Annotated in this window: 12 protein-coding genes; 9 read left to right on the top strand and 3 right to left on the bottom strand. The window is 71.8% G+C overall.

Annotation, left to right across the window (positions count from 1 at the left end; all coding sequences use genetic code 11):
• Window positions 1–125 precede the first annotated feature (125 nt).
• Window positions 126–701: a GNAT family N-acetyltransferase gene (locus tag BH719_RS05640; RefSeq protein WP_009743840.1), complete on the bottom strand. Its 576-nt coding sequence runs from the start codon at window positions 699–701 to the stop codon at window positions 126–128.
• Window positions 702–937: 236 nt separating this feature from the next.
• On the opposite strand from BH719_RS05640, the gene BH719_RS05635 reads away from it, so the two are divergent.
• The 4 genes from BH719_RS05635 to BH719_RS05620 all read left to right on the top strand — a co-directional run bounded on the left by BH719_RS05635 (window position 938) and on the right by BH719_RS05620 (window position 5308).
• Entirely contained in the window at window positions 938–1870 is a 933-nt protein-coding gene (locus BH719_RS05635) for an Abi family protein (protein ID WP_009743839.1), read from the top strand.
• A 186-nt stretch (window positions 1871–2056) separates the two neighbouring features.
• Window positions 2057–3115, top strand: coding sequence for an efflux RND transporter periplasmic adaptor subunit (locus tag BH719_RS05630; protein WP_009743838.1), 1059 nt, complete (start codon window positions 2057–2059; stop codon window positions 3113–3115).
• A gap of 1 nt (window position 3116) precedes the next feature.
• Window positions 3117–3947, top strand: coding sequence for an ABC transporter ATP-binding protein (locus BH719_RS05625; RefSeq protein ID WP_009743837.1), 831 nt, complete (start codon window positions 3117–3119; stop codon window positions 3945–3947).
• Window positions 3944–5308, top strand: a complete 1365-nt coding sequence (locus BH719_RS05620; protein ID WP_009743836.1) for an ABC transporter permease — start codon at window positions 3944–3946, stop codon at window positions 5306–5308. The genes BH719_RS05625 and BH719_RS05620 overlap by 4 nt, the downstream gene beginning before the upstream one ends.
• A gap of 718 nt (window positions 5309–6026) precedes the next feature.
• On the opposite strand, the gene BH719_RS05615 is transcribed toward BH719_RS05620, so the two are convergent.
• On the bottom strand, window positions 6027–6956 hold the full coding sequence (locus BH719_RS05615) for an HhH-GPD family protein (RefSeq protein ID WP_009743835.1): 930 nt from the start codon (window positions 6954–6956) through the stop codon (window positions 6027–6029).
• 173 nt (window positions 6957–7129) lie between these two features.
• On the opposite strand from BH719_RS05615, the gene BH719_RS05610 reads away from it, so the two are divergent.
• From BH719_RS05610 to BH719_RS05595, 4 genes are all read left to right on the top strand, one after another.
• Entirely contained in the window at window positions 7130–7768 is a 639-nt protein-coding gene (locus BH719_RS05610) for a TM2 domain-containing protein (RefSeq protein ID WP_034255287.1), read from the top strand.
• A 118-nt stretch (window positions 7769–7886) separates the two neighbouring features.
• Window positions 7887–8483, top strand: a complete 597-nt coding sequence (locus BH719_RS05605) for a TM2 domain-containing protein (RefSeq protein ID WP_009743833.1) — start codon at window positions 7887–7889, stop codon at window positions 8481–8483.
• Window positions 8484–8584: 101 nt separating this feature from the next.
• Entirely contained in the window at window positions 8585–9166 is a 582-nt protein-coding gene (dcd, locus tag BH719_RS05600) for a dCTP deaminase (RefSeq protein WP_021614142.1), read from the top strand.
• 1296 nt (window positions 9167–10462) lie between these two features.
• Window positions 10463–11695, top strand: a complete 1233-nt coding sequence (locus tag BH719_RS05595) for a hypothetical protein (protein WP_245683263.1) — start codon at window positions 10463–10465, stop codon at window positions 11693–11695.
• 67 nt (window positions 11696–11762) lie between these two features.
• Here the strand turns inward: BH719_RS05595 and BH719_RS05590 are convergent, their stop codons facing one another.
• Window positions 11763–14336 carry a (Fe-S)-binding protein gene (locus BH719_RS05590; protein WP_009743829.1) on the bottom strand — a complete coding sequence of 858 codons (2574 nt, stop codon included), beginning with the start codon at window positions 14334–14336 and terminating at the stop codon, window positions 11763–11765.
• Window positions 14337–14597: 261 nt separating this feature from the next.
• On the opposite strand from BH719_RS05590, the gene BH719_RS05585 reads away from it, so the two are divergent.
• A partial coding sequence (locus BH719_RS05585; RefSeq protein ID WP_009743828.1) for a class II glutamine amidotransferase occupies window positions 14598–15211 on the top strand: 614 nt, incomplete at its 3' end.

Genomic DNA, 15211 nt, shown 5'->3' with positions numbered 1-15211 from the left:
CCCTCCTTGGTGACGGCGACTGGTGCCCGGTCCCGATCCACGCGGTGGGCGCGACCCGAAGCGGTTCTTTCATTGTTGTGTGGCCCCGACGGGGGCGTCAAGTGGTCTGCGCGGCGCAGTTCCGCTCACAGCGGGGGCCTGCGGTATATGAGCTCGTGGTCCGCGTGGGAGCCGACCATGAACGCGTACTCGCCGACGCGGGAGAACCCGTGGCGCTCGTAGAGGCGCTGGGCGCCGGGGTTCCCGCTCCACACGCCCAGCCACACCGGGCGTGGGCCCTCGCGCTCCAGCCAGTGCAGTGCGGTGGCCAGCAGGGCGCTCCCCCTCCCGTTGCCCTGGTGCCCGGACAGCACGTAGAGCCGCTGGACCTCGCCGTCGCCGGGGCGGACGGCGGCGTGGGGCAGGGCCGCGGGGCGCGCGCTCGCGTACCCCACAGGCGCCTGCCCCGCCCCCTCCGGGCAGTCGGCGTCGTCCGGACCGCAGGGACCGTCGGGGCCGCTGGGCGCGGAGCCGGGGAAGAGCAGCCAAGTCGCCCGGTCGGGGTCGGCCAGCTCCGCTCGGAGCACGTCCGGCGCGTACGCCTCGTGCAGGAAGGCGCTCAAGTCGTCTTCCCTGTAGAGGTGGCCGAAGGTCTCGCTGAACGCCCGCGAGGCCAGGGCTGACAGGGCGTTCGCGTCGTCTGGGGTGGCGCGGCGGATCATGGTGCTCCTCGTGTAGGGTCCGGGGCCGGGGCTGGGCCCGGTGGATGGTCCCGGGTCTGCGGGGGGTGCTTCCACTATGCGCTCCGGTGGGCGGGGGCTCAAGGCGCGTCCGCGAGGACTGCGGCGCTCGTATGCTTTGCGCCACATGCCCTATCCGAGGTGGAGGTGCGACGTGTAAAATCGAACCAATCGAGCCCCGGCCAGGCCTCTGTTCCATGCCCAAATGGTCGGGGCCTATGTTGTCGGAAGGGCGGATCGTGGGAGCTTCGGGAAAGGACTGGCTCGATTTCGATCAACAGATAGACCTGCTCAGGGAGCGGGGACTCGAAGTTGAGGATGACGAGGAGTGCATCCGTTTCCTCCAGAACGTGGGCTACTACAGGTTGTCCGGTTACTTCAGGTATTGGCAGAAGGATCCTGCTCATCAGGGCAACACCTTCAAAAACGGGGCGACTTTCAACCAGGTGCGGGAGCTCTACCTCACTGAACGGCGGCTTGCCGATGGGCTGGCGGGAACGCTGCGCAAGGTTGAGGTCGCGTTGGCCACACGGTTCGCCCATGCGTACGGGCGCGAAGTGGCCGAGGAAGGTGGTCTAGCGCGCGGACAAGGATTCACCCTGCCTTCCAATCCTGAGACGCCACCCGTGGATTTTTTCGTTTGCAGGGATTTGGACCGGAGCAAAGAGCCATTTATCGAGCATTACCGTGATAAAATTCCAGGCGGGGTTCCGTCGGCCGACGCTTATGACAGGCTGCCTGTGTGGGTTGCGGTTTGCGTGTTGTCGTTCGGGACCCTGTCAAGGTGCCTCGCCGCGTCGGGGGAAAGCGGTGTGCTCAACGCGGTCGCCGAAAGCGTCGGGGTAAAACGACGGTACTTCGACAGTCAAGTGCGATCGTTGGTCTATCTGCGCAACAGGATCGCGCACCACGCGCGCCTCTGGAATCACATCGTGACGAATTCCCCAGGGATGGCGCCGAACATTAGAAGGCGGATGCAACAGAACAGGGGAGCCTACGCGCCTCAATCCGTGTACGAGGTGTGCGTAGTTCTCTCGATGCTGGCCGAGGGGCTCGGCGTGGTCGATGCCGGTTACTTGGACAGAATCGACGAGAGCCTCAAGAGTCATGATGAGCTCAATATGGGGTTGCGGCATCCGAAGAAGTGCTGACACGGTACCAGGTCGTTGCGCGTTTGGGCGGCGTAGCCGAACCAGTGGTTTCCACGACGAAGCCCCGGTGGCTCCTGCCCCGGTGGACAGCGGGTACCGCGGAACGCGGCCTTGGCCCTAGACTGTCGGTACTGTTCCGAGGCAATGATCCGTGCGGGAGGCATTGTGGCTGCTAGGAGCCGCGCCATGAGGGTGCTGGACGTCGTGAAGGTGCTCATATGGGCCGTGATCGCGGTCGCGCTGGTGAAGTTCGCGTTCTTCCCCGGCTCGTCGGCGGAGGAGGCCCAGTCGTTGGACCCCTCGGGCGCCTACGGGCAGATCACAACGGTCGTGGCCAAGGGGTCCGTGAAGAACACGGTGACGCTCACGGGCACCATCGAGGCCGATGAGGCCACCCAGGTGCGCGCCACGCTGGACGGGCAGGTCTTCAGGGTCCTCGCCGACGACGGCGCCGCAGTGGACGAGGGCGACCCCCTCCTGGAGGTCCGCAAGGAGGTGCCCGGCGAGGACACGCAGACGACGGATCCGGAGGGGAACACGACGACCCAGCCGGGCAAGCCGTCGTTCAAGTCGGCGGTCGTCCGGGCCCCTGTTTCCGGCACGCTGCGCATGAGCGCGCTGGTGGGCCAGTCCTTCGCGGTCGGCGACACCGTGGGCACGGTGTCCCCCGGCACCTTCTCCGCAGTGGCGTCCCTGGACGCCGAGCAGCTCTACCGCCTCCAGGATCCCCCTTCCACGGCCACCATCGCCGTGAAGAACGGGCCCGCCCCCTTCGAGTGCTCGGGCTTGGCGATCGGCGCGCCCCAGTCGCCCCAGGGCCCCCAGAAGGAGCAGGACCCCTCCTCGTCGGCCACGCCGGGCGGCGTGAGGGCGAAGTGCGCGATCCCCTCCAACCAGAAGGTGTTCGCCGGTCTGAAGGTGACGATGGACGTGACGGCCGGCGAGGCCACCGACGTCCTCGTGGTCCCCGTGTCGGCCGTCGAGGGCCGCTACCAGCAGGGGACGGTGTACCTGCCCTCCGACGACGGCACCCAGACCAAGGCCCAGGTCGAACTCGGCCTCACCGATGGGCGCGTCATCGAGGTGAAATCCGGTCTCAGCGAGGGCGAGGAGATCCTCGAGTTCACGCCCAGCGCCCGCAAGGAGGACGCGGAGCGGGGCGGCTGGGAACCGGGCCCGGGCGGCGATCACGGCAACGGCTTCACCGGCGGCCAGGGAGCGGGCGACTCCGGGGGCCGGGACTGATATGGCGCTCGTCGAGCTGCGGGACGTGACCCGCACCGTGTCCCTGCCCGACGGGGAGGACTTGCGCATCCTGCGCGGCGTGACGCTGGACGTCGAGGCGGGCGAGCGCGTCGCCATCGTGGGGCGCTCGGGCACGGGCAAGTCGACCCTGCTCAACATCGTGGGGATGCTGGACCGGCCGACTTCGGGGACCTACCGCGTCGACGGGGTGGACGCCGTGGGCCTGCGCGAGGGGCGCCGGGCCCGGATGCGCGGGGCCTCCTTCGGCTTCGTGTTCCAGCAGTTCAACATATTCGCGGCGCGCACGGCGGTGGAGAACGTCGAGGTCCCCCTGCTCTACGAGGCCGGCCCCGGTTTCTGGCGCAGGCGCCGCCTGGCGACCGAGATGCTCGAGCGCGTCGGCCTGGGGGACCGGGCCGACTCCTACCCCTCCCAGATGTCGGGCGGCGAGCAGCAGCGCATCGCGATAGCCCGCGCCCTGGTGCGCAGACCGAAGACGATCCTGGCCGACGAGCCGACCGGGGCGCTCGACCCGCACACGGGGGGAGCGGTCATGGACCTGCTGGAGAGCGTCGCGGAGGAGAACGACTCGGCGCTTATCACCATCACCCACGACATGGCGATCGCCGCGCGCTCGCACAGGGTGTTCGAACTCTTCGACGGGGTCCTCCACCGCCTGGGCTCCGCGGCCGACTTCGTGGGGGGCTCCCCGCAGGAGCCGCCACCGCCCCCCGACGACGGCCCCGACGGGGCGGGAACCTCCAGGACGGAGGCCCCCGGGGCCCGGGGCGATGGGGCGGATGGGCGCGACTGGGCGGAGGAGGAGCAATGAGGGCACTGCACCAGTTGTTCGGCGCCCTCGTGGAGGCGTGGAGCGAGGTCAAGGTCCAGCGGGCCCGCGTCGTCCTGTCCCTGGTGGGCGTCGTCGCCGCCGTCGCCGCCATGTCCACGGTCATCGCCCTGGGCGACCTCATCGTCCAGTCGAGCAAGGAGATGACCGAGGCCATGGACGGGCGCGCCACGACCCTCCACGTCACCGCCTCGAAATCGGGTACGGACGCCGGGGACTCCCCGGCAACGCCCGCCCCGGCCCCGTCCTCGTCGGACACCGACCCGGCGGCGGAGGACGGCCAGTCCCCGACAGCGGTCCCGGACCCGGTGGGGGACGCCATGGCGACCGTGGCCGACCGTCTGTCCATCCCCTACTGGGCCCGGGTGGAGAACGGGGGCGTCACCCTCGACGAGATCTGGCAGTCCCGTCAGACCGGTGAGTTCCGGGGGCACCCCGTGGTCGAGCCGGAGCTCGGATGGCAGGACCCGCTGGTCCGGGCCGTGGACCCGGCCTACGACATCATCTATCGGATCAAGCCCCTGCGGGGCAGGTGGGTCGAGGACGCGGACGCCGACCAGCGCCTGACACCCGTCGTCATCAACGCGACGATGTGGGACTGCTTGGGCCGCGCCCCCATCGACGAGCGGCCCATCGTCCTGCACTCCTCCGACTCCGACGCCCAGTTCCGCGTCGTCGGGGTCGTGTCTGCCAAGACCCCCTACGAGCCGCCCGTCATGTACGCCGCCTACTCGGCGTGGGCGAATGTGCGCGCCTCGGCCTCGTCCGGCCGGTCCGACGAGCCGGACCGCTCCTCGGTGGAGATGCTGGTGTGGGTGGGCCCCGACCAGGTCGACGAGGCGCGCCAGATCGTTCCGCGGGCGCTCGCGTCGGTGCTCGGCCCGGGCTGGGAGGGCACCGCCTCCGGAGGGGACCGGGACGGCATGGACAGCGGTTCCCTGGGGCAGATCCGGACGGTGATCATGGTGATCGGGGGGATCGTGGTCTTCCTGGGGGCGCTGGGGCTGCTCAACGTCGCGATCGTGACGGTGCGCCAGCGGGTCCGCGAGATAGGCATCCGCCGCGCCCTGGGGGCGTCGGCCGGCCGTGTGTTCTTCGCCGTGTTCATGGAGTCGGTGGTCGCGACGTTCTTAGCGGGCGTGCTCGGCGTGGCGGTCGCGATCCTGGTGGTGCGGTTCCTCCCGTTGGAGTCGATGGGCATCATCTTGCAGGACAAGCCGGCGTTCCCCCTGGGCGCCGCTTGCGACGGCCTCGCGATCTCGACGGGGATCGGCGCCCTGTGCGGGATCATCCCCGCTTTCGCCGCGGTGCGCGTCAAGCCCATCGACGCGATCCGGTACTAGGCCGCGGCGGGGCGCCCGGATCAGGGGAGCGTGATCCGTGAGGACGCCCCCGACAAGGCCAACTGTCGGCGGGGTCGACTGCGCCCGGCTGCACGACCGCCGTGGCAGGGCCACGATCCCCGCCGAAGCCAGCCAGGGCCAGTCGTCGGGCCGAAGGCCCTGTCGGCGCGCCCGCTCGCCCTCACCCCACCGCTGATCGCGACCGCAGCACCGCCGAACGCTGTTCCAACCATCAGCCCAAGCGCCACCGGGTTCCCACCGCCCGCCGCGGGCGCACTCGCTGCCCGGCACCAGGCCACCACCCGCGCAGCCCGGCATCGACCACCGGCTCGAACAGCTTGCGCAATACGCCCTGAGCCTTCGTCTGCGCCACTTAGGCATTGCCCGCACCACTTAGGCCGCCGACACGCCGGGAGGACCAGGGGCCGCTTGGACCTAAGTGGTGCAACGGCGGGCTAACTGGTGCCCGGGGGGCGGATTCCCCCGGTCCCGGTGCGTGCTAAGTGGCGCAACAGCGGGCGAATCCCGCAGCATGGTGCATGAAGCCGCGCAAAACACCGACAACGAACCGCACACGCAGCCCCTCCTCCCCCCCAACCACGCACACAAGGAACTGGGCACGCCCGTCCACGTGGCGGCGGCGGACACCTCCCCAACCACGCACACAAGGAACCGGAATCAGTCCACACGGCCAAGCCCGCGCGGCGGGGCGCCCGGATCAGGGGAGGGTGATCCGTGAGGACGCCTCGTCGTAGGCGACCAGCCGGTCGGCGATGAGCGAGGCGAGGGCGCGCTGGGCCTGGCCCTCCTCGGCACCGGGCAGGGTGGCGGCCCTGAGCGCTTCGGCGCGGGATATGCCCGCGCGTCCCCGGGGCGCGGTGGAGTGGGCAGCGCGCAGCGCCGCCAGGACGCGCCCCCGGGCTTGCCGGTCCGTTCCCCGCCACTGCTGGGTCCTCGGGCGTTTGGCGGCGCGCGGGTAGCCGCGCCCGGCCCACCGGCACCGCTCGCGGATGGGGCACGCGGGGCAGTCGGGCGAGCGCTGCGTGCACACGAGCGCCCCGAACTCCATGAGCGCCAGGTTCCACGCGGCGCATTCGTGGCCGTCCTCGGGCAGGACCGCCTCGGCGCGCTCCCGTTCTGCTTTCGTCGGGGCGGAGGACGCGGGCAGTTCGATCCCGTCGAAGACCCGCGAGGCGACGCGGCGGATATTGACGTCCAGCACCGCGATCCGCTGGTGGAACTGGAACGAGGCGAGCGCCGCCGCCGTGTACCCGCCCACGCCGGGCAGGTCGAGCAGCTGGGCGTGATCGGTGGGAACCGCTCCGCCGTGGGCGTCCCGGATGCGGGTGGCGCACTGCTGGAGGCGCAGCGCCCGGGAGGGGTAGCCCAGGGTCGACCATTCGACCAGGACGTCGGCGGTGGGCGCATCGGCGAGGTCCGCGGGGGCGGGCCACAAACGCATCCACCTCAGCCAGACCGGGGCGACGCGGACCAGGGGGGTCTGCTGGCTCATGACCTCGAACACGAGCGTTCCCCACGGGGTAACGCCGTCGGCGCGCATCGGCACGTCGCGCCCGTTGTGGTCGTACCACGAGGTGAGGGCGTCCAACAGGGCGGCTGCTTCTGCGGGTTCGGGGGTGCGGATCATCCGCCCCAGCGTATCGGCGGGCGCGGTTGCCGTCGCGCGCAGGACAGGGGCCGCCGCCGCGTTGTGGGCGCGCCGAGCGCGGACCGGGTGCGGGGCCGTATTGTGGGCGGGACACTGTATGGAGCCGCGGGTGCCCGTGGCGCCGTCAACACGCTGTGCGAGGAGACTGAACGATGACGACCCCCGATCCGCAAGCGCCCGCCTCCCCTTCGGATCCGCCGGTGGTGGAGCCCTACGCGCCCGACGGGGGGTCCTCCTCGTCGGCCGGTGGGCCCGGCGCGCCCCCGCAGGGAGGGACGATGAATCCCTACGCGGTGCCCTACATGTCCCCGCAGGGAGGGGCGACGGACCCCTACGCGTCCCCGCAGGCAGGGGCGGCGGACCCCTGCACGGAGCCGGATGCGCAGTACCGCGCCGCCGGGCAGGGGTACCGTGCTCCGGCACCGGCGAAGTCCTATGCCTCCGCGCTGCTGCTGCACCTGTTCCTCAGTGGTGTCGGCGCGGGCGACTTCTACATGGGTTTCAAGAAGACCGCCTTCGGCAAACTGGTGCTCAACATCGCGGGGATCGGTATGATCGTCGCATCCATCGTGATGGTCGGCATGATCATCGCGGATCCCAGTTTCGGCCCTTACAACGCCAAACTCCCGACTCTGGACCAGGTGCGGGCGCTGGAGGGGGCGTACCGGCTGTTCCACGTGGGCTGCTGGGCCCTGGGGCTGCTGGTCGTCTGGGCGTTGATCTCGGTCATCATGGTGGCCGCCCGCGTCGGGATGTACCGCGCGGACGCCAAAGGCGTGCCGTTGTCCTGACCCCCACAGAATATTACTGAGTAATCAGGGTTTTTGAGGGGGGAACCTGGATCGTTCCCTCTCCGCGCGCTGCGTATGCTGGAGGCGTCGTCAGTCGTTGCCACCAGGAGGAGGAAGCATGAGTTCGATCGACAGGCGCCAAGGCCCGGGGACGGCCCCGCGCGCACTGGGCCCCGCTTCCGATTCCGCGCACCCGTCCTCTTCGGAGCCCGGCGGGGCGGACGGGGGCGCCGGCGCCCGCGCCCAGGACCACGACTGGTCGAGGTCCTACTCCGCCGGGGGAGGCCCGCAGTACGGCCAGCCGGACGGGTACGGCCAATCCCGGTACGGTGCGCCCGATTGGTACACGAACCCCCAGTACGGCCAGCCGGACGGGTACGGCCAATCCCAGTACGGGGCGCCCGGTTGGTGCGCCAGTCCCCAGTACGGGGAGCCGGACGGGTACGGGCGCTTCGAGTACGGGCAGGGCGGGTGCCACCAGCCCCCCAGGCAGTTGCTCATCGTCGTGATCCTGGCGTTGTTCGCCGGGCTCTTCGGCCTCCACAACTTCTACCTGGGCCACACCAACCGCGGACTCGTCCAGCTGCTGGTCTCTGTGTGCACGCTGGGCTTCGCGGCCCCCTTCGTGTGGCTCTGGGCGGTCGTAGAGCTGATCCTGATCGTCACCCGCTCGGGCTCCTACGCTTTCGACGCGTTCGGCCGTCCCCTGGTGTGAGGCGCTCGCGGCGGCTCGTGCTGCCGTGGGGCGTCCTCCGCCAGTCCGCCACGATCGCACCCGGTCCACCACAATCGTTCCTGATGTGGGACAATCGTGGCATGCTGCTCAGTGACCGCGACATCAAGGCGAGCCTCGACTCCGGCCGGATCCGCTTGGATCCGCTTGACCGCGGCCTGGTCCAGCCGGCCAGCATCGATGTGCGCCTGGACCGGTTGTTCCGCCTTTTCGACAACCACAGGTACGCGGTGATCGACCCGCGTGAGGACCAGTCGGACCTCACCCGCCTCGTGGAAGTCGATCCTGAGAAGCCCTTCGTGCTGCACCCGGGCGAGTTCGTCCTCGGGGCCACGTACGAGCTGGTGAGCCTGGGCGCCGATATCGCGGCGCGGCTGGAGGGCAAGTCCTCCCTGGGGCGCCTCGGCCTCCTCACGCACTCGACCGCGGGCTTCATCGACCCCGGGTTCTCCGGGCACGTGACCCTCGAGCTTTCGAACACGGCGACGATGCCGATCCTGCTGTACCCGGGCATGAAGATCGGGCAGTTGTGCTTCTTCGACTTGTCGTCCCCGGCGGAGGTCCCCTACGGCAGTGAGGGGCTGGGCTCCCACTACCAGGGGCAGCGCGGACCCACGCCTTCGCGGACCCACCTGCGTTTCACGACCACGCGCATTGGCCGGTAGATGACGCCACTGGCCCCGCCGCCCCGCCCGAAACGCAGACCGGATGCGTTCACTCCTCCCAGCACTCGGAAGGAGGAGCCCCCGGCGCCGATGGAACCCCGTTCCACCAGGGAGCCGAAGACCGTGCTGGAACCTGCTGCGCCGGTCAGCGATCCCGTGGCGCTGCGCGAACCAGTCAGGCCGCCCAGGCCGCCGAGGCGCTCCCCCTCCCCGTCGCGGCGTTCTGGGGCCCCGCAGTCGCCGTCGTCGCCTGAGCGGGCGTCCGAGCGGGCTGGCGAACCGGAGTCGCGCGCTGTGCCAGCTGGTCCGCCGCCCGAACGCCAGCGGCGCGTTGTCCCCGTCGCGCCATCGACCAAGCGCGGGCGGCGCGCTGTCCCGATCTCCCCGGCGCCGCGGCAGCCGGAGCGCGATCCGCGTTCTGTTCCCGTTGTTCCGCCGTCTGAGCGCGGGCCGCGCTCTGCTGCGGCTCCTGTTCCGCCCAGGCCGTTGAGGCGGTCGCCCTCCCCGTCGAGGCGTTCCGAGCCGCCTTCGCCGTCTTCGTCCGAGCGGGGGGCGGAGCCGGGGCGCGGGCAGCGCGCTGCCCCGCCCTCCCCGGCGCCGCTCAAGTGGAAGCCGCGTTCTGGCTCCGTTGTGCCTCCGTCTGAGCGCGGGCCGGAGCGGGAACCGGGCTCTACCCCCGTTGTCCCTCCGCCCGAGCGCGGGCCGGAGCCGGAGCGCGATCCGCGTTCTGTTCCGGTCGTCCCGCCGTCTGAGCGCGATCCGCGCTCTGCTGCGGCTCCTGTTCCGCCCAGGCCGTCGAGGCGGTCGCCCTCCCCGTCGAGGCGTTCCGAGCCGCCTTCGTCCGAGCGGGTGCCCGAGCGGGGGGCGGAGTTGGGGCGCGGGCAGCGCGCTGCCCCGCCCTCCCCGGCGCCGCTCAAGTGGAAGCCGCGTTCTGGCCCCGTTGCGCCGCCGCCCGAGCGCGGGCCGGAGGCGGAGCGCGATCCGCGTTCTGTTCCTGTTGTGCCTCCGCCCGAGCGCGGGCCGAAGCGGGAACCGGGCTCTACCCCCGTCGTCCCGCCCTCCGAGCGCCGGCAGCGCGCCGTCCCCGCTTCTCCCGCCCCCGCCCGCCGGGGCGCCCCTGGGGCCGGGACCGTGCCCCAACCGGAACCCGTTCCCCCCGCCGGGGGGACTCCCGCATCTGGATCGCAGCGCCCCCGGTCCTCGGGCGTCATCCAAGGCGTCGCCCTGCCGGGGATGGTGGCCCGGGCAGGGGAGGGGCCTGCCCCCGCGGGGCAGGCGACACCGGAAAGGCGCTCCGTGAAGGAACGGCTCGCGGACGCCCAACCGAGCCTGGCGGACGCCCTGCCCACGGGAACGGGGGACAACCCGCTGACGAAGACCGCGCTCGGGATCTCCACCTTCACCACCACGGAAGGGGCGTTCACGATCGACTCCACCGGCGTGATCACCCGCTCCGGCTCGGCCTCGCCGATAGCCGTCTCCTTCGACGTGCAGGGCCCGGCTGCCGCCATCGACGTCGAACGCGTGCGCGACAAGCACGTGCTGGTCCTGTCCGACGAGGTCGATCCCGCCGAATTGGAGGCCCTGGCGGTGTCCATGTGGGACGACGCGGGCTGGGTGGGCCCCGGCGAGCTGCGCTTGTCCTCCTCGGCCACCCTGCGCGGCGCGTGGAGCGTCGATGCCGCAGCGCGCCGTGCCCTGGGGACACCCGAGGCCCTCACGCAGGCGTGGGTGCTGGACTGCCCGCGGACCCGTTCCGAGGAGGTCTCGGAGTCGATGGGGGAATGGGCCAGGGCCTTCCCCGACGGCCTGCCGACCGGCCTCGAGTACCGGATCCTCCAGGCGCTCGCGCGGATGGCGCGGCGGCTGGCGGGCGCGCTGCGCCTCGCCCCGTCGGGATTCGTCATGGAACCCGACGCGGAGTCCGCGGTCAACCTCACCGTGTACTCGCCCAGGTGGATCGCCCCGGAGGATCTGCTCAGCGCCCTGCGCGACAGGGGCGGCTTCACGGGCCTGGCCGACGCCCGCGACCTCTCGCCCGCCGGGCCCTCCCCGCAGATGGAGGACGCCGAGGCGGAGAGGATCGCCCGGCTCCGCCAGGACCTGGGGCCCATGCGCGAGGACATCGCGGCGCGGATCGAGCGGGAGCGCCAGGAGCTCGCGGCCACCGGGGAGTCCCAGAAGGTCGTCGAGGGCTATGCGCTCGTGGGCCCCATCGGGGGGCGCTCCGAAGTGATGATCGAGGTGCACGCGGTCCCCTCGCCGCCCCGCGTCCTGCGCTGGGAGCCGTGGACCGCCTCGACGATCATCGAGTACCAGGTGCGATGGCTGCCCGGGGGGTCGCTGGACGCGCCCGACGCCACCCTGTCGCGCTCGGCGCGCCGCGAACGCCTCCGCTCGGCGTCGGACATCGAGAACGCCGCGGGCCTCATCGCTACGATGGCGGGAGGCAACGTCATCGACGAGGACGGGTTCCTGGTGGGCCTGGAGGAGATCCAAGAGGCCGACGACCAGGAGCCGCAGGACTGAGGCGGGGCCGGTCCCCCTCCCAGACCGGGGGTGCGCCGGGCGCGTCCAGCGCCCGCACCCGCTCCGGTCAGTCCCCCTCCGGGGCCCGCCCGTCCTGGCCCCGGCGTACCGCCTCCAGCAGCATGACGGCCACGTCGCGCACCTGGGGCAGTCCACTGCCCGCAGCCCCCTGCCCGTCGGATGCGCCCGGGACGAGCCCCGCGCTGGACCCGGAGGCCGACCCCAGCATCTGCGAGCAGAACGGGCACGCCGTCGCCACCACGTCGGCGCCCGTTTGCGCGGCCTCCGCGATCCGGGCGTCGGCGATGCGCGTGCCCCGCGTCTCCTCGAACCACGCGTGCGCGCCCCCGGCGCCGCAGCACATCGCGCGGTCCCTGTTGCGCGGCATCTCGACCAGTTCCACCCCCGGCAGGGCGGCTACGAGCTCCCGGGGAGGCGAGTAGACGCGGTTGTGGCGCCCCAGGAAGCACGCGTCGTGGTAGGTGACGCGCAGGGGGGCGCCGCTGCCCGGGGCGGCGGTCCCTGTTCCCGCGGCCCCCGCCCCGTCGGCGCCGTCGAAGGGGGCGCCATCCGGTCCGCTGGCGGCCACGGGCGTGAGCAGCCCCTCGCGCACGAGGCGGTTGAGCAGCTGCGTGTGGTGGATGACCTCGAAGCGGCCGCCGAGCTCCGGGTACTCCCCGGCTATCGTGTTGAAGCAGTGGGCGCAGGAGACGACGATCCTCTTCGGCGAGGCCTCGGTGAGGGTCTCGATGGCCTGGGCGGCCAGCATCTGGAAGAGGACCTCGTTCCCGGCGCGCCGCGCGGGGTCGCCCGTGCACGACTCCCCCGATCCCAGGACCGCGAAGGACACTCCCGCGGTGTGGAGCAGTTCCGCGATGGCGGCGGTCGTCGCCTTCGCCTTGTCGTCGTAGGCGCCCGCGCAGCCCACCCAGAACAGGTAGTCGACGCCAGAGGCGTCCTCCACGTCCTCGCCCACGACGGGGACCTCGAAGTCGAGGCCCTTCGCCCAGTCCATGCGCTTGCGTGCGGGCTGGTTGTACGGGTTCGCCTTGGACTCCATGCCCCGGAAGGCGCGCGCCAGCTCGCGGGGGAAGGCGGACTCCATGAGGACCTGGTGGCGGCGCAGGTCCAGGATGTGGTCGATGTGCTCGATGTCAACGGGGCACTGCTCCACGCACGCGCCGCAGTTCGTGCAGTCCCACAGGACCTCCTCGGAGACCACGCCGGGCACCAGGGGGCCCGCGACGTCGAGGACCCCGCCCGGGCCGGTGGCGCCCGACGCGGCCAGGGCGGTGACCAGGTCGAAGGAGTGTGGGGAGGGGGCGACTCCCTTGTCGAGCAGGACGGCGTCCTCTTCCCCGGCTGCGCCGGCTCCGGTCGGCCCGGCCCCGGTACCGGAGTCTTCGCCGGACTGCGCGTCGCCGTCGGAGCGGGTGACGATCTCCTTGGCGGAGGCGGACTCCATGTGGTCGCGCAGACCCATGACGAGGAGTTTGGGGGACAGGGGCTTCTGGGTGTTCCACGCCGGGCACAGCTCCTGGCACCTCCCGCACTCGGTGCAGGCGTAGAGGTCGAGGCGCGCCTTCCACGAGAAGTCCTCGACGGTGCCCACCCCCAGGACGGCGTCCTCGGGGAGCTCGTCGAAGTCGTCGGGGGAGGTGGCGGGCACGCCGTCGACGAGCATGTGGTCGGCGGGCCCCAGGGACTTCGTCCCATCGGCGTTGCGGCGCGCGTAGAGGTTGAGGACGGCGACGAAGCGGTGCCAGGCGACGCCCATGCCGGTTTGCACTCCGACGACCATCAGCCACGTCATCGATGTGATGACCTTGACGGCTGAGACGACGACGACCGCGTTCGCCAGCGCGGGGGCCGAGGACGAGGCGGCCGACGCGAAGAGGGAGCCCAGCCACGCGGTGAGCGGGAAGTGGAGGGCGCTCGCGTGGCCCTCCAGGCCGGGCGTGGCGCCGAGGAGGGCGGACTCGAGGGCGCGCAGGGCGACGACGCACGCGCACACGATGAGGACGACCCACTCAACGAAGAGGGCCTGCCAGCGCGTGGACCCCAGGAAGCGCGAGGCCAGTCCCTGGGGGGAGGAGTCCCGCGGATGGGGCCTTGCGAGGCGCGAGGGCACCGCGGGGTCCTCGACGCCCATCGCCTCCGCCGCGGCGGAGGCCGCCCGGTCGGGGTCGTCGTTGGACAGGGCGGCCTCGGCGGGCGAGCCGCTGCCCGCGGCGCGGCGCACGGCCATGAGGACGACGATCCCGGCCAGCCCCGCCCACGCGAAGGCCTCCGTCACCCATTCCCAGGGGATGAAGTGCCCCAGGAGCGGCAGCGCCCACGTCTGGTCGCGCAGCTGCGCGTACCCGGAGACCAGGGTGAGGAACAGCAGGGGGAAGGACATCATGACAAGCCAGTGGGCGGCTTTGACCCACGGGCGCCCCTTGAACTCGCGGTGGGTCAGCGCGGTGGTGACGACGCCCCAGAGGCGCCGGCCGACGGGGCGCAGGCGCCCGGGGTCGGGCGTGCCCGAGGCCACGGTGCGCCACATGTGCGCCAGGCCCCGCGCGAACGCCACGAGCGCGATCGCCGTGACGAGCAGCGCGAACGCCCACATAATGGCGCTGAGCGTAGGATCGGCCACAGGGGTTCCTCCTTGCACGGCCGCTTAAGTCGATAGCCCTCCCATTGTCGCACTATCGGCCTGCCCGGCCCCGGCGAGCGGGCAGGGAGCCCGGCCCCCGCCTCGTCGGCGCCCGCGGGGCGGCGTGAGCGCGCGGAGGCGGACGGGGTGCCGTCGCCGACCCCGTTCCGGCCGCGTACGCGCGTGCCCGCGCGCGCAGGAGGGGCGAATCTCACGCGGACAGTTACCGTGTGACCGGGGAAACTGTGCGACAGTTGGGGTGTGCTTCCAGTCTCGCAGCAGATTGACCAGTCACTTCCCGGCCGCGGGGTCCTCGAGGACGACCGCCCCCACGACCAGTGCGGCGTTTTCGGGGTGTGGGCCCCGGGGGAGGACGTCTCCCGCCTCACGTACTTCTCCTTGTACGCGCTGCAGCACCGCGGCCAGCAGTCCGCGGGGATCGCCGCCTCCGACGGGTCGAAGATCCTCGTCTACAAGGACCAGGGACTGGTGAACCAGGTGTTCTCCGAGCAGTCCCTGCAGGGCCTGAGGGGGCACATCGCGGTCGGGCACGTGCGCTACGCGACGACGGGCGCGGACGTGTGGGAGAACGCCCAGCCCACGCTGGGCCCCACGCCCGACGGCACCGTCGCCCTCGCCCACAACGGGAACCTCACGAACACGGACGAGTTGCGCGCCCTCGCCGCCTCCATCGCGCAGGAGGGGGAGGACTTCCAGCACGGGGCCACGACGGACACGTCGCTGGTGACCGCGCTGCTCGGCATGGCGGAGGGGATGCCCGGGCCCCGTCCCTTCGTCGCCGCCCCCTCCGTCCTCAGCCCCGGCGGCGGGGCGGGAGCCGCCGGCAGCGACCGCCGCACTGCGCCCGCCGGCGG

The organism is Pauljensenia hongkongensis (assembly GCF_001746855.1).
Lineage (GTDB): Bacteria > Actinomycetota > Actinomycetes > Actinomycetales > Actinomycetaceae > Pauljensenia > Pauljensenia hongkongensis.
Note: the sequence above shows the minus strand (reverse complement) of the source record. Positions and strands in the feature narration are given on the sequence as shown.